We start from the raw sequence: 19537 nt of genomic DNA on the forward strand, positions 1-19537 counted from the left end.
TCAGTCTGCCGCCATTCCCTAACGTTGACACCTGTCAAGTATCGTGGAGCCATGCAGCTCGCCGACGTCCTGCCCCATGCCCCGACCACCACAGCCGATGCGCTCGCGCTGTACGACGGCTGCCCCGCCGTGCCGACGGAGTCGATGATCGGCACCTGGCACGGCGCGGAACTACCCACAGGCCACCCGCTGGACGGGATGCTGGCCGCAAGCGGGTGGTGGGGAAAGCAGTTCGTCGACGGCGAGACCGTGCACCCGCTGCTGTTCCCGACCACCGGTGGCGACGCGCTGTGGCCCCTCAACCCGGTGTTGGCGTTCAGCGGCCTCGGGCTGGCCACCAGGATCCCGGCGCTCAAGCGCCAGAACTTCGCAGGCACCATCTCCGCGCTCAAGCCGGCGCTGCGGGCGCGCGGACCCAAGGCCCGGCTGCGCACCACCCGCTACCGCGACGTCGACACCGCCACGATGGTGTACGACCAGCTGCCCATCAACGACGTGTTCCGCCGACTCGACGACGACACCGTGCTCGGCGCGATGGACCTGCGCGGCATCAGGACGCCGTACTTCTTCGTGCTGCGCCGCGACGATTCACTGCAGGTGCGATAGCGCGGCGGATCAGCCGGCCAGCACCCGCAACCGCTCGGGCAGCGTCTTGTCCGCCTGCGGCCCCAGCACTCCCGCGCCGTAGGACCGGGTGAGCAGCTGCGAGGCGACCGCGTTGACCTCGTCGAGCGTCACCGCGTCGATCAGGTCCAGCGTCGCCTCGATGCTGCGGTGCTCGCCGTAGTTCAGCTCGCTGCGGCCGATGCGGTGCATCCGCGACCCGGAGTCCTCCAGGCCGAGTACCAGCCCGCCGCGCATCGATCCCTTGGCGATCCGGCACTCCGCCTCGGTGATGCCGTCGCGCGCCACCCCGTCGAGCACGTCGGTGACCACGCGGACCACCTCGTCGAACCGCTCGGGCAGACACGCCGCGTACACCGAGAGGGCTCCGCTGTCGGCGAAGGTGTCCACCGTCGAGTACACCGAGTAGGCCAGGCCGCGGGTCTCGCGCACCTGCTGGAACAGCCGGGAGCTCAGGCCGCCACCCAGCGCGCTGTTGAGCACGGCCAGCGCCCAGCGGTGCTCCCAGTGCCTGCCGGGCGTGCGCACCCCCAGTGAGAGGTGGGTCTGCTCACCGTCGCGGTCGACGAGTTGCAGCGACGGGCGTCCGCCGATGCGGCCGGTGCCCTTGCGCGGCGCAATCGCGTTGCGCCCGCGGACGAGTCGATCGCCGAAGTGCTCGCGCGCCAGGCGGACCACCTCGTCGTGGTCGACGTTGCCCGCCACCGCCAGCACCATGCGCTCGGGCACGTAGCGGCGAACGTGGAAGGAGTGCAGCTGGGCCCTGGTCATGCCCTCGATCGACTCGACGCTGCCGATCACCGGGCGGCCCACCGGATGCGAGCCGAACATCGCCGTGAGGAACACGTCGCCGAGCGTGTCCTCCGGATCGTCGTCACGCATGGCGATCTCCTCGAGCACCACGTCGCGCTCGACCTCGACATCGCCTGCCGCACAACGGCCCCGCAGCACCACGTCGGCCACCAGATCGACGGCCAACTCCAGATCGGTGTGCAGCACGTGCGCGTAGTAGCAGGTGTGCTCGCGCGCGGTGAACGCATTCAGCTCACCGCCGACGGCGTCGACGGCCTGGGCGATCTCGACCGCCGACCGCGTCGGCGTCGACTTGAACAGCAGGTGTTCCAGGAAGTGCGCGGCCCCGGCCACACTGTGGCCCTCGTCGCGCGAGCCGACACCGACCCACAGCCCGACCGACGCCGAGTGCACCGAAGGGATGTACTCGGTGACCACCCGCAGCCCGCCGGGCAGCGTGCTGCGGCGGAACCGCGACTCCGAGGTGGAGTCGCGGTGACCGCGCCGCAGCGCCGCTGCTCCGGACCTAGCTGCTGCTGGTCGCGGCATCGACAGGCGTTGCGCCCGAATCGGCGGTGGCGGTGCCGTCGCCGCCCTCGGCGGCCTCTTCGGCCACCAGGATCAACGAGATCTTGCCGCGGTTGTCGATGTCGGCGATCTCCACGCGGAGCTTGTCGCCGACCTTCGCCACGTCCTCGACCTTGTTGATGCGCTTGCCGCGGCCCAGCTTGGAGATGTGGACCAGACCGTCACGACCCGGCAGCAGCGAGACGAACGCGCCGAAGTCGGTGGTCTTGACCACGGTTCCGAGGAACCGCTCACCGATCTTGGGCAGCTGCGGGTTGGCGATGGCGTTGATCTTGTCGATCGCAGCCTGCGCGGCCTCGCCGTTGGAGGCGCCGACGAACACGGTGCCGTCGTCCTCGATCGAGATCGACGCGCCGGTCTCCTCGGTGATCGAGTTGATCATCTTGCCCTTGGGCCCGATGACCTCGCCGATCTTGTCGATCGGCACCTTGATCGTGGTGATGCGCGGCGCGTACGGGCTCATCTCGTCGGGCTCGTCGATGGCCTCGGCCATCACCTCGAGGATGGTGATACGCGCGTCCTTGGCCTGGGCCAGCGCCCCGGCCAGCACCTGCGAGGGGATGCCGTCGAGCTTGGTGTCGAGCTGCAGCGCGGTGACGAAGTCCTTGGTGCCTGCGCACTTGAAGTCCATGTCACCGAACGCGTCCTCGGCGCCCAGGATGTCGGTCAGCGTCACGAAGCGGCGCTCGGTCTTGCCGTCCACCTCGACGTCGTCGGACACCAGGCCCATCGCGATGCCCGCGACCGGAGCCTTGAGCGGCACACCGGCGTTGAGCAGCGACAGCGTCGACGCACACACCGAACCCATCGACGTCGAGCCGTTGGAGCTCAACGCCTCCGACACCTGACGGATCGCGTACGGGAACTCCTCGATGCTCGGCAGCACCGGCATCAGGGCCCGCTCGGCCAGCGCGCCGTGACCGATCTCGCGACGCTTCGGCGAACCGACGCGGCCGGTCTCACCGGTCGAGAACGGCGGGAAGTTGTAGTGGTGCATGTAGCGCTTGGACGTCTCCGGCCCCAGCGAGTCGATCTGCTGGGCCATCTTGACCATGTCCAGCGTGGTGACACCCAGGATCTGGGTCTCGCCGCGCTCGAACAACGCGCTGCCGTGTGCCCGCGGCACGATGGCCACCTCGGCACTGAGCGCCCGGATGTCGGTGACGCCACGGCCGTCGATGCGGAAGTGGTCGGTCAGGATGCGCTGGCGGACGAGCTTCTTGGTCAGCGACCGGAACGCGGCGCCGATCTCTTTCTCGCGGCCCGCGAACTGGTCGGCCAGCCGGCCCAGCACCTCGACCTTGATCTCGTCGGTGCGGTCGTTGCGCTCTTCCTTGCCGGCGATGGTCAGAGCCTTGGACAGCTCGTCGGTGGCCACCGCGGCGACCGCGTCGAACACGTCGTCCTGGTACTCCGGGAACAGCGGGTACTCCGCGGTCTCCTTGCCCGCACTGCCGGCCAGCTCCTGCTGGGCGGTGCACAGGGCCGCGATGAACGGCTTGGCGGCCTCGAGGCCCTCGGCCACGACGCTCTCGGTCGGCGCACCGGCTCCGCCGGCGACCAGTTCGATCACGTTGTCGGTGGCCTCGGCCTCGACCATCATGATCGCCACGTCTTCTTTTCCGGAGTCGTCGACTTTTCGGCCGGCGACCACCATGTCGAACACCGCACGCTCGAGCTGCTCGACGGTCGGGAACGCGACCCACTGTCCGTCGATCAGGGCGACGCGCACGCCGCCGACGGGGCCGGCGAAGGGCAGCCCGGAGATCTGCGTGGACGCCGAGGCGGCGTTGATCGCGAGCACGTCGTACAGATCCTTGGGATCCAGGCTCATCACGGTGACGACGACCTGGATCTCGTTGCGCAGGCCGGACACGAACGTCGGCCGCAGCGGGCGGTCGATCAGCCGGCAGGTGAGGATCGCGTCGGTGGACGGCCGGCCCTCGCGGCGGAAGAACGAACCGGGGATGCGGCCCGCTGCGTACATCCGCTCCTCGACGTCGATCGTCAAGGGGAAGAAGTCGAAGTGGTCCTTGGGGTTCTTGCTGGCGGTCGTGGCCGACAGCAGCATGGTCTCGTCGTCGAGGTAGGCGACGACAGAACCGGCCGCCTGCTGGGCCAGCCGGCCGGCCTCGAAGCGGATGGTGCGGGTGCCGAAGCTCCCGTTGTCGATCACGGCGGTGGACTCGTACACGCCGTCTTCAATTTCAACTACAGACATAGGCGTCCGTATGGCCTCTCTGAACATCATTCAGCTGTTTCGCGTGGTCACCGTCGGACATGCCGGGCAGCCGGAACGGCGCCCTGAACCACCAGCCTTGATGCGGCTACGGCCGTCGATCGAAGCTGCCGGATTCCTGTCCGGCAGCCACTACCGAAGACCGTGCCATCAGGCGGGTCCCGATATGACACGCGGGGACGGCTTTCGCGGATCTGCGAAACCGCACCCGATGCCCGCGGGTGAACGAAATCCGCGCGGACAGATCAATGGTACAACCTGGCTGGTCCGGACCCTAAAGACCGGGCCGATCAGGACACGTCCTCGACGCAGACGGTGAACTGTCGCTCGTCGTAGGCGTAGCCGACGCCGGTGGTGCACTGGTCGACGTTGGCGACCTCGTCGAGGATCTGGGTGGCCCGCTGGCGGTGCGGCATCGTGCCGTCGTAGCAGTCCACCCGCACCGGGTCGCGGGAGTTCTCCGGATCGATGCTCATGCAATCCCCGACGACCCAGTCGATGTCCATGCAGATCGTCTGGCCGGTGTCGCGGAACGCGCTGCGCATCGAGTAGTACGAGTCGACGTCGGTGGGGCACTGGTCGCTGTCGTCGACCGTGGCGACCACCTTGAAATTCGACTCCGGTGTGCCGCAGCCGACCTTCGTCGCCTCCGGACGGTCGAGGGTGCCGCCCATCTTCAGGCAGTCCCCCACCCCCATGTCGGCCGCGGCGGCCGACGAGCAGCCCGTCAGCCCCGCGGCCGCGAGCAGCGCGGCCGTGACGACCGCGGACAGCGTCCGCACGTGAACAGCGTCAGCGACGCAGGCCCAGCCGGTCGATCAGGGAGCGGTAACGCTCCACGTCGACCTGCGCGACGTACTTGAGCAACCGGCGACGGCGGCCGACGAGCAGCAGCAGGCCGCGCCGCGAGTGGTGGTCGTGCTTGTGCAGCTTGAGGTGCTCGGTCAGGTCGGCGATGCGCTTGGTCAGCAGTGCCACCTGCGCCTCGGGCGAACCGGTGTCGGTCGCATGCAGGCCGTAGGAGCCCAGGATCTCTTTTTTCTGATCGGCGGTGAGCGCCACGAATTCACTCCATCTTTTTCAGTTCGCGAACTGCGGGAGCCGGACGGCTCCGAAGGGCACGGCCACCGCGAACTGCAGCAACGTGCCGGGTCGGCGCAAAGTCTAACAGCGCCGGGGCGCTCAGAAAGAATCGCGCAGTATGGTGCGGGCCCGCTCGGTGTCCCCGCCCATCGCCACGATCAGGTCGTCGACCGAGTCGAACTTCTCCTGGCCCCGGATCCGGGCCACGAAGTCGACCGCGACGTGCTGGCCGTACAGGTCGGCGGTGGTGTCCAGGACGAACGCCTCGACCGTGCGGGTGCGCCCGGAGAACGTCGGGTTGGTGCCGACCGACACCGCGGCCTGGTACCGCTCTCCGGGGATGACGGTGCCCATCACCGGTCCGCGGCCCAGCACGGTGAACCAGGCGGCATAGACCCCGTCGGCCGGTATCGCCGAGTACATCGGCGGCGCCACGTTGGCCGTCGGATAGCCGAGGTCGCGGCCGCGACCGTCACCGCGCACCACCACCCCCTCGACCCGGTGCGGGCGTCCCAGCGCCTCGGCGGCGGCGACCACGTCGCCAGCGTCGACGCAGGACCGGATGTAGGTCGACGAGAAGGTCACCGACTGTTCCCGGTGGTGTTCGGCGACCAGCGACAGACTCTCGACGGCGAACCCGAACCGCTCGCCGGCCCTGCGCAGCAGTTCGACGTTGCCTGCGGCCTTCTTGCCGAACGTGAAGTTCTCCCCCACCACCACCTCGACGACGTGCAGGTTCTCCACCAGCAGCTCGTGGATGTAGCGCTCCGGGGTGAGCTTCATGAAGTCGGAGGTGAACGGCATCACCAGGAAGACGTCGATGCCCATCTCCTCGACGAGCTCGGCACGCCGGGTCAGTGTGGTCAGCTGCGCCGGATGGCTGCCCGGGAAGACGACCTCCATCGGGTGCGGGTCGAACGTCATCAGCACAGTGGGCACACCGCGTGAGCGGCCCGCCTTCACGGCGTGGTTGATGAGTTCGGCGTGCCCGCGATGCACGCCGTCGAACACCCCGATGGTGACGACACATCGGCCCCAGTCGGTCGGGATTTCGTCCTGACCTCGCCAGCGCAGCACACCGCCAGCCTACGGCCCGGGCCGCGCCGTGGGCGCGCTGGATGCCCGGATCAGGTGATGATTGCCTAAACTTGCTAGTTGTGAGTCCGGACAGCAACGCAGGTGAGCTGACGATGGTTGCCCAGGACTATCTCAAGGTCATCTGGACGGCCCAGGAATGGTCCCACGAGAAGGTGAGCACCAAGATGCTCGCCGAGCGGCTCGGGGTCTCCGCGAGCACGGCCTCGGAGTCCATCCGCAAGCTGGCCGACCAGGGCTTCGTCCACCACGAAAAGTACGGCGCGGTGACGCTCACCGACGCCGGCCGGCGCGCGGCGCTGGCGATGGTGCGCCGCCATCGGCTGATGGAGACCTTCCTGGTCCGCGAACTGGGCTACGGCTGGGACGAGGTGCACGACGAGGCCGAGATCCTCGAGCACGCGGTCTCCGACCGGATGCTCGACCGCATCGACGCCAAACTCGGTCATCCCACCCGTGATCCGCACGGCGACCCGATTCCGGCCGCCGACGGTCAGGTGCCCACGCCTCCGGCGCGGCAGCTGTCGGTGTGCCAGGACGGCGACGCCGGCACGGTGGCCCGCATCTCCGACGCAGATCCGGAGATGCTGCGGTATTTCGACACCGTGGGCATCACGCTCGATTCGCGGGTGCGGGTACTCGCTCGGCGCGACTTCGCGGGGATGATCTCGGTGGCCATAGAGAATCCAGTGAACCCGGTGGACCCGGGCGACCCCGCGCGCCCGGGCAGCGAAACCACCAGCACCACCGTCGACCTCGGCAGCCCGGCCGCCGAGGCGATCTGGGTGGTGGCCTAGGTACGACAGCGGCCGTGTGAACGGCCCTTGGGTGCCGTCGGGGGCATCACCGAAGTGACGCCCCCGACGCTCCGGCGGCTCCTCCCCCTGACGCCGCCGTGAATAAAGATACATTCCAACCGGAACGCAAACAACTCGAACGGGCTCAGGCCGGTGCCTGCGCCGCCTCGGCGAGTGCGGAGCCGATGTCGCGATGCAGTCGCGTCGCTGCACGATCCCAGCGTCGCCGCAGCCGGGCCGGGTCGCTGTCGGCGAAACTGCCCACGAAGATCCCGCGAAGCGCGTCCATCGCGGTGTAGACGGCGTCGCGCAGTTCCTTCTGCGCCGCGGCCCGTTCGGGCAGCACCTGCGCGATGGCCGCCAGCACTGCGCCGTTGACGACGGGCTCCACCCGCTGGACCTGCTCGGCCAGCGCCGGGTCCGTCCGCGACGCGATCCACAGCTCGAAGGTCGCGACGGTCAGCGGCCCCTGATGGATGTCCCAGAGGAACTCCAGGATCGCCGTGGGCAGGTCGTCGCTGCGCTCGATCCGGCCGAGTTCCCGGATGGCGGCCTCAGCGCGCTGATGCGCCAGATGTTCGATCGCCGCGATCACCAGGTCCTCCTTGGACCGGAAATGGTGGATCTGGGCTCCGCGCGTCACCCCGGCGACCTCGGCGACGCGGTGCGTGGTGGTGCCGGCATATCCGTGATCGACCAGGCATTCAACGGTCGCGTCGAGGAGGCGGAGCCGCATCGCGGCGCTGCGTTCGGCCTGGGTGCGTCGCACCCGGCCGGCTGCTCCGTCGGCCACCGTCACGAGCGCAGCCTACCGACCGCGGTGCGCTCGAGCCGGGCTCTCAGTTCGCGGGACGTCGTGCGCCCGGCACCTTCCTTCGGCGTATCGACGTCACAGCGTCGCCGGCCGCACCACCACAACGCTTCTCGTCCGTTGCCCGTCGTCGGTGAGCAGCGCCATCACCCGGCCGTCGGGCGCGGTCGCGGCATACACACCGTCGATGCCCGCCGGCCGCAGCGCACGGCCGTGGCGCGCCGACTCGGCCTCCTCGTCGGTCAGCTCGCGGCGCGCGAAGCCCTGCAGGCACGCCTCGTCGAGCGAGTAGCTCAGCGACGGCTGCTCGGCCAGCGCATCGAGCGTGCGCGCCTCGTCGAGGCCGAACCGGCCGACGCGGGTACGGCGCAGCGCCGTGAGGTGGCCACCGACACTCAGCGCCGCGCCCACGTCACGGGCCAGCGCGCGGATGTAGGTGCCGCTCGAACAGGACACATCGACATCGACGTCGACGAAGCCGGCGGCGTCGCGGCGGACGGCGGTGACGTCGAACCGCTCGACATGCACCGGGCGGGGCGGCAGTTCGACGGTCCGGCCTTCCCGCACCAGCTTGTAGGCGCGCTCCCCACCGATCTTGACGGCGCTGACCGCCGACGGCACCTGCTCGATGTCGCCGCGCAGTGCCGCCACCGCCGCCTCAATCTGGGCGTCGTCGACCGCGGTAGCCGAGATCGTCTGCAGCACTTCGCCTTCGGCGTCCTCGGTGGTGGTGGTCTGCCCCAGCCGGATGGTCGCCGAGTACGACTTGTCAGCGGCGGTCAGCAGGCCGAGGATCTTCGTCGCCCGCTCGATGCCCACCACCAGCACACCGGTCGCCATCGGGTCGAGTGTGCCTGCGTGGCCCACCTTGCGGGTACCGAAGACCCGCCGGCAGCGGCCCACCACGTCATGGCTGGTAATCCCCGCCGGCTTGTCCACGACGACGATGCCGGCCGGCGGTGCCGGCGTGCTCACAGCGCGATCGCCGTCAGCGCGATCCCGTCGGCCACCGACCACCGCCCGGCGAGCGTGGTCAACGGCGGTCCGAACTCCGCGGCCGGGTCGATCAGGATCCGCGACTCGAAGGTGCCCGCGGTGCCGGTGCTGTCGGGCGTGAACGTGATGTGCGCGTCCTCGAAGCCCAGCCAGCGGTGCGTCAGCGGGTACCACGCCTTGTAGGTCGCCTCCTTGGCGCAGAACAGGATCCGGTCCCAGTGCAGTTCGGCAGGCAACGCGGCCAACTCGTGCCGCTCCACCGGCAGGCTGATCGCGTCGAGCACGCCGTCGGGCAGGACGTCGTGTGGTTCGGCGTCGATGCCGAGCGACCGCACCTCCGAGCGCCGACCCACCACGGCGCCGCGGAAGCCCTTGCAGTGCGTCAGGCTGCCGACCACGCCTTCGGGCCAGCACGGTTCGCCCTTGTCCCCCTTGAGGATCGGCACCGGCGGCAGGCCGAGCTGGGACATCGCCTGGCGCGCGCAGTGGCGCACGGTGACGAACTCGTTGCGGCGCTTGGCAACCGACCGCGCCACCAGTGGCGCCTCCTCCGGCAGCGGGGCCAGGCCGGCGGGGTCGTCGTACAGTTCGGCGGTCGCCACCGCCGGTGGCATCACCGTGGGCAGCAGGCTCACTTGGACCGCCTCGACTGCACCCGCTCCTGCATCTTGCGCGCGCCGTCCCGCATCTCGGGGGTGATCTCGAAGTGCCCGCCGAACTCGTTGAGGTAGCCGGGCGCGTACTTCGGGTCGGGCAGGATCTGCCGCAGCCACCGATAGGGCTTGCGCCGCCGCCACTCCCGCGGATATCCCACCGACACCTCCTCGAACCGCACGCCGTCATACCAGGTGGTGCGCGGGATGTGCAGGTGGCCGTACACCGAGCAGACGGCGTTGTAGCGGGTGTGCCAGTCCGCCGTGGCGGTGGTGCCGCACCACAGCGAGAACTCCGGGTAGAACATCGCGTCGCACGGTTCGCGCACCATCGGGAAGTGGTTGACCTGGACGGTCGGCATCATCCAGTCCAGCTCCTCGAGCCGCTTGCGGGTGGCGGCCACCCGCTCGCGGCACCAGGCGTCGCGGGTGGCATACGGCTCGCACGACAGCAGGAACTCGTCGGTGCCCACGACGTTGCGTTCCCGGGCGATCGCCAGGCCCTCTGCCTTCGTGGCGGCCCCTTCCGGCAGGAAGCTGTAGTCGTAGAGCAGGAACATCGGGACGATGGTCGCGGGGCCACCCTCGCCCGTCCACACCGGGTAGGGGTGCTCAGGGGTGACGATGCCCATCTCGTCGCACATCGTGACCAGGTAGTCGTAACGGGCCCGGCCGAAGATCTGCATCGGGTCCTTGTTCGTCGTCCACAATTCGTGGTTGCCGGGGATCCAGATGACCTTGGCGAAGCGCTTGCGCAGCAGGTCGAGCGCCCACCGGATCTCGTCGGTGCGTTCACCGACGTCGCCGGCGACGATCAGCCAGTCGTCGGGCGAGGAGGGATACAGCGACTCGGTGATGGGCTTGTTGCCGTTGTGCCCGGTGTGCAGGTCGCTGATTGCCCACAACACCGGCCGCCGGTCGCGCGGCTGCGCAGGAGTGACCACAACCGATCAGCCTACTTGCGCGCCCGCGGTGACCCCTGTCGGCGACTAGAACATGTTCTCGTTTACGGTGGCCGTTACGAGTCATCCAGCCGCCGCGGACCGATACACTCCCGGCAGGGTCGGACCTGAGAGGGGTGTGATGGTCGCCAGGATGCGCCTGCTCTCGGCGCTCGCCGCGCTGTTCGCGGCGGTGGTCGTGGTGTGGCAGACCGCACCGTCGCCCGGCACCGCCACCGGTGGGGTCGATCTGCGGTCCACGTTCCTGCCGCTGACGGCCTCGACGACGATCAAGTGGCCGGTGGTCGACATCGTCGATCCCAGCCCGTTCGCCCCGTGTAACGACATCCCGCTCGACGTCGTCCAGCGCATCGGGCTGGCCTTCACGCCGCCGCAGCCGGAGGAGGGCCTGCGGTGCAAGTACGACGCGGGCAACTACCAGATGGCGATCGAACCGCTCGTGTGGCGCAGCTACGAGGAGACCATCCCGCCGGACGCCGTCGAACTCGACGTCTCCGGTCACCGCGCCGCCCAGTACTGGATCATGAAGCCGACCGACTGGAACAACCGGTGGTGGATCACCTGCATGATCGCGTTCGACACCAGCTACGGCGTGATCCAGCAGTCGGTGTTCTACTCGCCGATCTACTCCGAGCCGGACCCGGACTGCATGCAGACCAACCTGCAGCGCGCCCACGAACTGGTGCCGTCGTACACGTTCTGAGACGACGCTTCTCTAACCTGGCCGCATGACCACCACCGGCCGGCGACCGGCCACCTCGACCGGTCCGCTGCGCAGACTCGCGGGCAGAACCGTCAGCCGGCTGCTGCGGCTGCCGCCCCACACCAGCGACTTCCGGGTCGAGCGCGGCCTGCGGGTCCCGATGCGCGACGGTGTCGACCTGATCGCCGATCACTACGTGCCCGACACCGACCGGCCCGCGGGCACGCTGCTGGTGCGGGGACCCTACGGCCGCGGCTTCCCGTTCTCACTGCTGTTCGCCGCCGTCTACGCCGCGCGCGGCTACCACGTGCTGGTGCAGAGCGTGCGTGGCACATTCGGCTCCGGCGGGGAGTTCACGCCGATGGTGCACGAGAAGGCCGACGGCGCCGACACCGCCGCCTGGCTGCGCGACCAGCCGTGGTTCACCGGGTCTTTCGCCACCGTCGGCCTGTCCTACCTGGGCTTCACGCAGTGGGCGATGCTCGAGGACCCGCCGCCGGAACTCGCGGCGGCCGTGATCGCCGTCGGGCCGCACGACTTCCGGGCCTCGTCCTGGGGCACCGGGTCGTTCTCCCTCAACGACTTCCTGGGTTGGAGCCACATGGTCGCCCATCAGGAGGACCCGGGCCGGGCGGCGGCGCTGATCCGCCAGGTGCGCTCCCGCCGGGAGGTGGCCCGGGCCACCGCCGGACTGCCGCTGGGCGACTCGGCCCGCGACCTGCTGGGCAGCGGTGCGCCGTGGTTCGAGTCGTGGCTCGAGCACGAGGACCCCGACGACCCGTTCTGGGCTGGGCTGCGGGCCACCGACGCGCTGGACCGGGTGGCGGTGCCGGTGCTGCTGGTCAGCGGCTGGCAGGACCTGTTCCTCGAGCAGTCCCTCACCCAGTACCGGCATTTGCGCGACCGCGGTGTGCCGTGCGCGCTGACCGTCGGGCCGTGGACCCACTCACAGCTGATGACCAAGGGCGCCGCCACGGTGGTCGGCGAGACGCTCGACTGGCTGGCCACCCACCTCGGTGGCGCACCGGCGCGGCGGCGCAGCCCGGTGCGGGCGTTCGTCAACGGTCACGGCTGGCTCGAGCTGCCCGACTGGCCGCCGGCCATGACCGAGCAGGAGATGTTCCTGCACCCGGGCCACCGGCTCGCGGGCGCCGCCCCTGATCCGGCCGCACCGTCGTCGACGTTCACCTACGACCCCGCCGACCCGACACCGACCATCGGCGGGCGGCTGCTGTCCCCCGAGGCCGGCTACCGCGACGACTCCCGGTTGGCCCGCCGCGCCGACGTGCTGACCTTCACCGGTGAGCCGCTCACCGAAGACCTCTACGTCGTCGGCACGCCGGTGGTCGAATTGGCGCACTCCTGCGACAACCCGCACAACGACGTCTTCGTCCGCCTCGGCCACGTCGACGAGCGCGGCCGGTCCCGCAACGTCTCCGACGGCTATCTGCGCCCCGGCTGCGTCAGCGGGACGGTGCGCATCGAACTCGACGCGGTGGCGCACCGCTTCCCCGCCGGCTCGCGGCTGCGGGTGCTCGTCGCGGGCGGCTCGCATCCGCGGTTCGACCGCAACCTCGGCACCGGCGACGCGCCGTTGCGCGGCAACCGGACGGTGCCGGCGACCCACACCGTCCACCACGGCGCAGGGGGCGCGTCCCGACTGCTGCTGCCCGCCGGGCCCCGTCCGCCGTCAGCCCACTAGGTCACGAACGCGACCGGCCAGCTCCCCCAGCTCGGCCGCATCGCGGACCGGCGCGCCCCACGCCGGGGCGACCGGCAGTTGCACCCAGCTGGTGCAGCCGCCGTACTCCGGGGCGCGCGTGAGCCGGACCGGCTCGAGAAGCGGACTGACCGCGACCACCAGCACGGTCAGCCGGTGCTTCGGCCGGAAGTCCAGGCGATCGGACCGGATCGAGTCGGCGGTCCAGATGTGCAGCGGCGCAAGCTCGTCGATCGCCTCGGGCCTGTTCACCTCGACGGCCTCCACGACGGCGGCGCCGGCCCGCAGCACGACGGCGTCCTCGGTGGAGTCGGCGGCCGCCGGCTCTAGCAGGTCGCGGTGTTCGGGACGCACCCGTTCGGCGTGGCTGTGCGCGACGGTGGGGAACAGCGGGAAGCGCGAAGCGTCCACCCGGAAGCGCTTCTCACCGATTCCGCCCTTGCGCAACAGGATCGACTGCCGGCCCGCGAGCATCGCGTGCACCGCGGCGCTCCACTCCTTGAGCGCCGGGCCGGTGGGCGCCGGCGTCACGCCGAGGTCTGCGCGGCCTTGGCGGCGATGCGGGCCCGCACCTCGGGGCGGCGCAGCGGCGGCACGGTCTTCGGCGGCTGGCGCCGCTCGGGCAGCGTCGACAGCAGCCGGGTGGTGGTGGCGGTGACCTCGGCGACGGCCCGTTCGAACGCCTCCTCGTTGGCCGTCGACGGCCGGGTGATGCCGCTGACCTTCCGGACGTACTGGCGCGCCGCGGCCTCGATCTCCTCGTCCGTCGCCCGCGGCTCCAGCCCACGCAGTTCAGTGATGTTTCGGCACATGACGACCACGATAGGCGCGGTCGCTAGCGTCTACCCCATGACCGACGCCGACGACATCCTGCTGATCGACACCACCGACCGGGTGCGCACCCTGACGCTGAACCGGCCGAAGGCCCGCAACGCGCTCTCGGCGGCGCTGCGCGGCAAGCTGTTCGGCGCGCTGCGGGACGCGGAGACCGACGACGACCTCGACGTGCTGATCTTCACCGGCGCCGACCCCGTGTTCTGCGCCGGCCTGGACCTCAAGGAACTCGGCGACCAGACCGACCTGCCCGACATCTCGCCGAAGTGGCCGCACCTGACCAAACCGGTGATCGGTGCGATCAACGGCGCCGCCGTCACCGGCGGGCTGGAGATGGCGCTCTACTGCGACATCCTGATCGCCTCGGAGCAGGCCCGGTTCGCCGACACCCACGCCCGCGTCGGCCTGATGCCCACCTGGGGGTTGTCGGTGCGGCTGCCGCAGAAGGTCGGTGTCGGGCTGGCCCGCCGGATGAGCCTGACCGGCGACTACCTTTCGGCATCCGACGCGCTGCGGGCCGGACTGGTCACCCAGGTCGTCGCGCACGACGAGCTGCTGCCGACCGCGCGACAGGTCGCGGCCTCGATCGTCGGCAACAACCAGCGCGCGGTGCGGGCGCTGCTGGACTCCTACCACCGCATCGACGAATCGCAGACCAACGCCGCCCTGTGGATCGAGGCCGACTCGGCGCGCCGCTGGATGGCGACGGCGTCCGGCGACGACATCGCCGCCAACCGCGCCGCGGTGTTCGAGCGGGGCCGCGCCCAGGTGCGCTGACCGGCCGCAGGTCACGCCGTTCCGGGCACCAGCCAGCGGCCGGACAGGGCGCGCCAGCCGACGAAGACCAGTCGCAGCACCATGAACGTGCTCAGCCCCGCCCAGATGCCGAGCAGTCCCCAGCCGAAGGCGAGCGACAGCCAGATCAGCGGCAGGAAGCCCAGCAGCGCCGCGGCCAGGGTGGCGTTGCGCATGAACGTGGCGTCCCCGGCGCCGAGCAGCACGCCGTCGATCGCGAACACGATGCCCGCGATCGGCAGCTGCGCCACCAGGAACCACCACGGCACCGCGATCTCGTCGAGCACCGACCGGTCGCCGGTGAACACGCCCGGCAGCACCGACGCGCCTGCGGCGAACACTCCCGCCAGCGCCGCCGCGGCCGCCGTCGAGAACACCGTCACCCGCCAGGCCACCGATTTGGCGTGCGCCAGGTGGCCAGCTCCGAGGGCGGCGCCGACCAGCGACTGCGCCGCAATGGCCAGCGAATCAAGCACCAGCGCAAGGAAACTCCACAGCTGCAGCACCACCTGGTGCGCGGCCACCGCGGCGGCGCCGAACCTGGCGGCCACCGCCCCCGCGGACACGAAGCACGCCTGGAACGCCAGCGTGCGCAGCACCAGGTCCCGGCCCATCACCACCTGTGCGCGCAGCACCGCCGGCGCGGGCCGCAGCGCGACGCGCTCCACCAGCAGCGCCCACACGAACAGCAGCGCGGCGATCCACTGGCCGACGACATTGGCGATCGCCGAGCCCGGCAGGCCCAGCCGCGGCGCGCCGAGCAGGCCGTAGACCAGCACAGGGCACAGCACCGCCGACACGGCGAAGCCGAACACCACGTACCGCAGCGGCCGCATGGTGTCCTGCACGCCGCGCATCCAGCCGTTACCCGCCGCGGCAATCAGGATGGCGGGCACCGCGAGGCTCGCGATGCGCACCCACGGCAGGGCGGCCTCGGCGACCACGCCGCCACCCGACAGTGCGGACACCAGCGGCACCGCCGCGACCTGCACCGCGGCCACGATCGCCGTGCCGATGGCCAGCGCCAGCCAGGTGGCCTGCACGCCCTCGCCGACCGCAGCGGTGCGGTCACCGGCCCCGAAGTAGCGCGCCGACCGGGCCGTCGTGCCGTAGGACAGGAACGTCAGCTGGGAGCTGAGAACGCCCATGATCAGCGCGCCGATGGCCAGGCCGGCGAGGCTGACCGCGCCGAGGCGGCCGATGACGGCCAGGTCGAACAGCAGGTAGACCGGCTCGGCGGCCAACACGCCCAGCGCCGGGAACGCCAGCGCGGCGATGCGCCGGGAGGTGACCGGTTCCGGCCGTGCCGCGACCGGCTCGGGCAGGGCCCCGCTGACGTCGTCAGCCAAGGGCGGAATGCAGCGCCGCGACCACGTCGTCGGCGGATCCGATGGCCGAGTAGCCGGCCGCCAGCCGGTGTCCGCCGCCACCGAACGAACTGGCCACCGTGGCGAGGTCGAAGGACTTGGCGCGCATCGACACCGACCAGTGCAGCGGTTCGATCTCCTTGAAGACCGCCGCCACCTCGGCCTGCGCGGTGGTGCGCACGATGTCGACGATGCTCTCCACCTCTTCGGGCCGCGCGGTGGACCACTCATCGTGTGCCACAACGGCATACACCAGGCCACGGCCACCGGCGGCGTCGGGCACCAGGCGCGCGGAGGCGAGCACCCGCGACAGCATCGGCAGCCACGCGAACGGATGGGTGTCCAGCAGTGTGCGGCTGATCGCGGCATTGTCGACGCCCAGCTCGACCAGCCGGGCCGCCAGCCGGTGCGCGCGGGCGCTGGCCCACCGGAACGACCCGGTGTCGGTGGTCAGCCCCGCGTACAGGCAGTGCGCCACCCCGGCGTCGATCGGCTTGCCCCAGGCGTCGAGCAGTTCGGCGACCAGCATGGTGGTCGAGTCCGCCGACGGATCGACGTAGTTGGCGCTGCCGAACAGCTGATTGGAGGCGTGGTGGTCGATCACCAGCACATCGCGGTCGGGATCGGTGTCGAAATCGGCCAGGTCGCGCAGCGCACCCAGGCGGTTCACACTCGGGATGTCGACCGTGACCACCAGGTCGGCGTCGCGCCGCATCGCGTCCGGTTGGACCAGCAGGTGCCCGCCGGGCAGCGACTGCAGCGATTCGGGCAGGTCCTCGGGAGCGGCGAAGCTGACCTGCACGGCCTTGCCCGCCTGTTCGAGGATCAGTGCCAGCGCCAGCCCGGCGCCGATGGTGTCGGCATCGGGATAGACGTGACAGACCACGCTGACGGTGCCTGCCGCGGACAGCAGCCCGGCGGCCGTGTGCGCGTCGACGCGCGTGCCCGGCAGCGCGACGTCAGTCGCCTTGTCTGTCGTTGTCACCGGTGTCCTCAACATCGAGTCCGTTGTCTTGCCCGTACTCCGAGTCCCCGCCGGTTTCCTCCGCCCCCGTCACACGGTACGGGTCGGCGTCGCCTGCGTGCCTGGCACCCTGCCGAACTCTCGCCAAATCCTCATCTGCGGCACGCGCGCGCGCCAGCAGCGCCTCCATGTGAGCAGAGGTCTCGGGAACCTTGTCGAGCTCGAAAGCCAGTGTGGGAGTGAATCGCACGCCGGTGGCGGCGCCGACCTTGCTGCGCAACGTGCCCTTGGCACGCTCCAGCGCCGCTGCCGCGGCGGCGTAATCGGGTTCGTCCTGCAGCGTCTCGCCGCGCACCGTGTAGAACACGGTGGCGTCGTGCAGGTCACCCGTCACCTTCGTGTCCGTGACGGTCACGAAGGCCAACGGGGGATCCTTGATCTCGAACTCGATCGCCGACGCGACGACGGTGCCGATGCGCTTGGCCAGCCGGCGTGCCCGTGCCGGATCGGCCACTACGTCCTCGCTTTTTCGACGAGTTCGTACGCCTCGATGATGTCGCCTTCCTTGATGTCGGAGTACGTCAGCGTGAGACCGCATTCGTAACCCTCGCGCACCTCGGTGGCGTCGTCCTTCTCGCGCTTGAGCGACGAGATGGTGACGGTCTCGGCCACCACGACGTTGTCGCGCAGCAGGCGGGCCTTGGCGTTGCGCCGCATGATGCCCGACTGGACCAGGCAACCCGCGATGTTGCCGACCTTCGACGACCGGAAGATCGCGCGGATCTCGGCGCGGCCGAGCTCCTTCTCCTCGTAGACCGGCTTGAGCATGCCCTTGAGCGCGGCCTGGATCTCGTCGATGGCCTGGTAGATCACCGAGTAGTAGCGGATCTCGACGCCCTCGCGGTTGGCCAGCTCGGTGGCCTTGCCCTCCGCGCGGACGTTGAAGCCGATGATGATCGCATCCGAGGCCGACGCCAGGTTGACGTTGGTCTCGGTGACGCCACCGACACCGCGGTCGATGACGCGCAGTTCCACCTCGTCGTCGATCTCGATGCCCAGCAAGGCCTCCTCCAGCGCCTCGACGGTGCCGGAGTTGTCGCCCTTGAGGATCAGGTTCAGCTGGCTGGTCTCCTTCAGCGCCGAATCCAGGTCCTCGAGGCTGATCCGCTTGCGCGAGCGCGCCGCCAGGGCGTTGCGCTTGCGGGCGCTGCGCCGGTCGGCGATCTGCCGGGCGATGCGGTCCTCGTCGACCACGAGCAGGTTGTCACCGGCTCCCGGCACCGACGTGAAGCCGATGACCTGCACCGGCCGCGACGGCAGGGCATCGTGGATGTCCTCGCCGTGCTCGTCGACCATGCGCCGCACGCGGCCGTAGGCGTCGCCCGCGACGATCGAGTCGCCGACCCGCAGCGTTCCGCGCTGGATCAGCACGGTCGCGACGGGGCCGCGGCCACGGTCCAGGTGCGCCTCGATCGCCACACCCTGGGCCTCCATGTCCGGGTTGGCCCGCAGGTCCAGCGCCGCGTCCGCGGTCAGCAGGACCGCTTCGAGCAGCGCGTCGATGTTGGTGCCCTGCTTGGCGGAGATGTCGACGAACATGGTCTCGCCACCGAAGTCCTCGGCGACCAGGCCGTACTCGGTGAGCTGACCGCGGATCTTGGCCGGGTCGGCGCCCTCCTTGTCGATCTTGTTGACCGCCACCACGATCGGCACGTCGGCCGCCTGCGCGTGGTTGATCGCCTCGACCGTCTGCGGCATGACGCCGTCGTCGGCCGCGACCACCAGGATCGCGATGTCGGTGGCCTTCGCACCACGGGCACGCATGGCGGTGAACGCCTCGTGACCGGGGGTGTCGATGAAGGTGATCGGCCGCTCGGTGCCGTCGTGCTCGACCGTGACCTGGTAGGCGCCGATGTGCTGGGTGATGCCGCCGGCCTCGCCCTCGCGGACGGTGGCGTTGCGGATCGTGTCCAGCAACCGGGTCTTGCCGTGGTCGACGTGACCCATGACGGTGACCACCGGGGGCCGCTGCTCGAGGTCATCCTCGCCGCCCTCGTCCTCGCCGTAGGTGAGGTCGAAGGATTCGAGCAGCTCGCGGTCCTCGTCTTCCGGGGACACGACCTGCACGACGTAGTTCATCTCGTTGCCGAGCAGCTCGAGGGTCTCGTCGCCCACCGACTGCGTGGCGGTGACCATCTCACCGAGGTTGAACAGCGCCTGCACCAGCGAGGCCGGATTGGCGTTGATCTTGTCGGCGAAATCGCTCAGCGACGCGCCGCGGGCCAGCCGGATGGTCTCGCCGTTGCCGTGCGGCAACCGCACGCCGCCGACGACCGGCGCCTGCATGTTCTCGTATTCGGCGCGTTTCGCCCGCTTCGACTTACGGCCGCGCTTCGGCGCGCCACCGGGACGCCCGAAGGCACCCGCGGCGCCACCGCGCTGGCCTGGACGACCACCGCCGCCGCCACCGGGGCGACCGCGGAATCCGCCACCGGCACCGGCCGGTGCACCGCC

The 19537-nt window shown here is 70.3% G+C and carries 20 protein-coding genes; 5 read left to right on the forward strand and 15 right to left on the reverse strand.

Annotation, left to right across the window (positions count from 1 at the left end):
- The first annotated feature begins 51 nt into the window (after positions 1–51).
- Positions 52–606 (forward strand): DUF4334 domain-containing protein, encoded by a 555-nt coding sequence (locus H7I41_RS15515; protein ID WP_264013497.1) that lies wholly within the window; start codon positions 52–54, stop codon positions 604–606.
- Positions 607–615: 9 nt separating this feature from the next.
- On the opposite strand, the gene H7I41_RS15520 is transcribed toward H7I41_RS15515, so the two are convergent.
- From H7I41_RS15520 to H7I41_RS15540, 5 genes are all read right to left on the reverse strand, one after another.
- Complete coding sequence (locus H7I41_RS15520) at positions 616–1965, reverse strand: M16 family metallopeptidase (RefSeq protein WP_264013498.1); 1350 nt, start codon at positions 1963–1965, stop codon at positions 616–618.
- The gene (locus H7I41_RS15525; protein ID WP_264013499.1) at positions 1943–4225 is read right to left on the reverse strand and encodes a polyribonucleotide nucleotidyltransferase; all 2283 of its coding nucleotides are present in this window, start codon (positions 4223–4225) and stop codon (positions 1943–1945) included. The genes H7I41_RS15520 and H7I41_RS15525 overlap by 23 nt, the downstream gene beginning before the upstream one ends.
- Before the next feature lie 308 nt (positions 4226–4533).
- The gene (gene lppU, locus H7I41_RS15530; protein ID WP_372503749.1) at positions 4534–5025 is read right to left on the reverse strand and encodes an LppU family putative lipoprotein; all 492 of its coding nucleotides are present in this window, start codon (positions 5023–5025) and stop codon (positions 4534–4536) included.
- 10 nt (positions 5026–5035) lie between these two features.
- A complete protein-coding gene (gene rpsO, locus H7I41_RS15535) occupies positions 5036–5305 on the reverse strand; it encodes a 30S ribosomal protein S15 (protein ID WP_264013500.1) in 270 nt (89 codons plus the stop codon).
- Between the two features lie 120 nt (positions 5306–5425).
- Complete coding sequence (locus H7I41_RS15540) at positions 5426–6403, reverse strand: bifunctional riboflavin kinase/FAD synthetase (RefSeq protein WP_264013501.1); 978 nt, start codon at positions 6401–6403, stop codon at positions 5426–5428.
- A gap of 113 nt (positions 6404–6516) precedes the next feature.
- On the opposite strand from H7I41_RS15540, the gene mntR reads away from it, so the two are divergent.
- Complete coding sequence (gene mntR / locus H7I41_RS15545; protein ID WP_372503752.1) at positions 6517–7218, forward strand: manganese-binding transcriptional regulator MntR; 702 nt, start codon at positions 6517–6519, stop codon at positions 7216–7218.
- A gap of 145 nt (positions 7219–7363) precedes the next feature.
- Here mntR and H7I41_RS15550 read toward each other — a convergent pair whose 3' ends face one another.
- The 4 genes from H7I41_RS15550 to pptH all read right to left on the reverse strand — a co-directional run bounded on the left by H7I41_RS15550 (position 7364) and on the right by pptH (position 10622).
- Positions 7364–8017, reverse strand: a complete 654-nt coding sequence (locus tag H7I41_RS15550) for a TetR/AcrR family transcriptional regulator (RefSeq protein ID WP_372503750.1) — start codon at positions 8015–8017, stop codon at positions 7364–7366.
- A 90-nt stretch (positions 8018–8107) separates the two neighbouring features.
- Positions 8108–9004: a tRNA pseudouridine(55) synthase TruB gene (gene truB / locus H7I41_RS15555; protein ID WP_264013504.1), complete on the reverse strand. Its 897-nt coding sequence runs from the start codon at positions 9002–9004 to the stop codon at positions 8108–8110.
- Positions 9001–9639 (reverse strand): 4'-phosphopantetheinyl transferase PptT, encoded by a 639-nt coding sequence (gene pptT, locus H7I41_RS15560; protein ID WP_264013516.1) that lies wholly within the window; start codon positions 9637–9639, stop codon positions 9001–9003. Before pptT ends, truB begins: the two co-directional genes overlap by 4 nt.
- 17 nt (positions 9640–9656) lie before the next feature.
- Positions 9657–10622 (reverse strand): ACP phosphodiesterase PptH, encoded by a 966-nt coding sequence (gene pptH / locus H7I41_RS15565; RefSeq protein ID WP_264013505.1) that lies wholly within the window; start codon positions 10620–10622, stop codon positions 9657–9659.
- Positions 10623–10761: 139 nt separating this feature from the next.
- On the opposite strand from pptH, the gene H7I41_RS15570 reads away from it, so the two are divergent.
- Positions 10762–11343, forward strand: coding sequence for a DUF3558 domain-containing protein (locus H7I41_RS15570; RefSeq protein WP_264013506.1), 582 nt, complete (start codon positions 10762–10764; stop codon positions 11341–11343).
- 25 nt (positions 11344–11368) lie between these two features.
- Positions 11369–13045: a CocE/NonD family hydrolase gene (locus H7I41_RS15575; protein ID WP_264013507.1), complete on the forward strand. Its 1677-nt coding sequence runs from the start codon at positions 11369–11371 to the stop codon at positions 13043–13045.
- Here H7I41_RS15575 and H7I41_RS15580 read toward each other — a convergent pair.
- Complete coding sequence (locus tag H7I41_RS15580) at positions 13034–13594, reverse strand: DUF1802 family protein (RefSeq protein ID WP_264013508.1); 561 nt, start codon at positions 13592–13594, stop codon at positions 13034–13036. The genes H7I41_RS15575 and H7I41_RS15580 overlap by 12 nt on opposite strands.
- On the reverse strand, positions 13591–13875 hold the full coding sequence (locus H7I41_RS15585; RefSeq protein ID WP_264013509.1) for a DUF2277 domain-containing protein: 285 nt from the start codon (positions 13873–13875) through the stop codon (positions 13591–13593). Before H7I41_RS15585 ends, H7I41_RS15580 begins: the two co-directional genes overlap by 4 nt.
- Positions 13876–13912: 37 nt before the next feature.
- On the opposite strand from H7I41_RS15585, the gene H7I41_RS15590 reads away from it, so the two are divergent.
- Positions 13913–14674 carry an enoyl-CoA hydratase gene (locus H7I41_RS15590; RefSeq protein WP_264013510.1) on the forward strand — a complete coding sequence of 254 codons (762 nt, stop codon included), beginning with the start codon at positions 13913–13915 and terminating at the stop codon, positions 14672–14674.
- Between the two features lie 11 nt (positions 14675–14685).
- Here the strand turns inward: H7I41_RS15590 and H7I41_RS15595 are convergent, their stop codons facing one another.
- The 4 genes from H7I41_RS15595 to infB all read right to left on the reverse strand — a co-directional run.
- Positions 14686–16017 (reverse strand): MATE family efflux transporter, encoded by a 1332-nt coding sequence (locus tag H7I41_RS15595; RefSeq protein ID WP_264013517.1) that lies wholly within the window; start codon positions 16015–16017, stop codon positions 14686–14688.
- 16 nt (positions 16018–16033) lie between these two features.
- A complete protein-coding gene (locus H7I41_RS15600) occupies positions 16034–17044 on the reverse strand; it encodes a DHH family phosphoesterase (protein ID WP_308214628.1) in 1011 nt (336 codons plus the stop codon).
- Positions 17019–17537, reverse strand: coding sequence for a 30S ribosome-binding factor RbfA (gene rbfA / locus H7I41_RS15605; protein ID WP_264013512.1), 519 nt, complete (start codon positions 17535–17537; stop codon positions 17019–17021). Before rbfA ends, H7I41_RS15600 begins: the two co-directional genes overlap by 26 nt.
- On the reverse strand, positions 17537–19537 hold a 2001-nt coding region (infB, locus tag H7I41_RS15610), incomplete at its 5' end, for a translation initiation factor IF-2 (RefSeq protein ID WP_264013513.1). The genes rbfA and infB, both read right to left, overlap by 1 nt.

This window comes from [Mycobacterium] manitobense (assembly GCF_025821665.1).
GTDB classification, from domain to species: Bacteria; Actinomycetota; Actinomycetes; order Mycobacteriales; family Mycobacteriaceae; genus Mycobacterium; species Mycobacterium arseniciresistens.

What these genes read in the sequence shown, in the direction of transcription:
- H7I41_RS15515 (WP_264013497.1), top strand. Translation starts at nt 52, where the DNA reads ATGCAGCTCGCCGACGTCCTGCCCCATGCCCCGACCACCACAGCCGAT.
- H7I41_RS15520 (WP_264013498.1), bottom strand. Translation starts at nt 1,965, where the DNA reads ATGCCGCGACCAGCAGCAGCTAGGTCCGGAGCAGCGGCGCTGCGGCGC.
- H7I41_RS15525 (WP_264013499.1), bottom strand. Translation starts at nt 4,225, where the DNA reads ATGTCTGTAGTTGAAATTGAAGACGGCGTGTACGAGTCCACCGCCGTG.
- mntR (WP_372503752.1), top strand. Translation starts at nt 6,517, where the DNA reads ATGGTTGCCCAGGACTATCTCAAGGTCATCTGGACGGCCCAGGAATGG.
- pptT (WP_264013516.1), bottom strand. Translation starts at nt 9,639, where the DNA reads ATGCCACCGGCGGTGGCGACCGCCGAACTGTACGACGACCCCGCCGGC.
- H7I41_RS15570 (WP_264013506.1), top strand. Translation starts at nt 10,762, where the DNA reads ATGGTCGCCAGGATGCGCCTGCTCTCGGCGCTCGCCGCGCTGTTCGCG.
- H7I41_RS15575 (WP_264013507.1), top strand. Translation starts at nt 11,369, where the DNA reads ATGACCACCACCGGCCGGCGACCGGCCACCTCGACCGGTCCGCTGCGC.
- H7I41_RS15585 (WP_264013509.1), bottom strand. Translation starts at nt 13,875, where the DNA reads ATGTGCCGAAACATCACTGAACTGCGTGGGCTGGAGCCGCGGGCGACG.
- H7I41_RS15590 (WP_264013510.1), top strand. Translation starts at nt 13,913, where the DNA reads ATGACCGACGCCGACGACATCCTGCTGATCGACACCACCGACCGGGTG.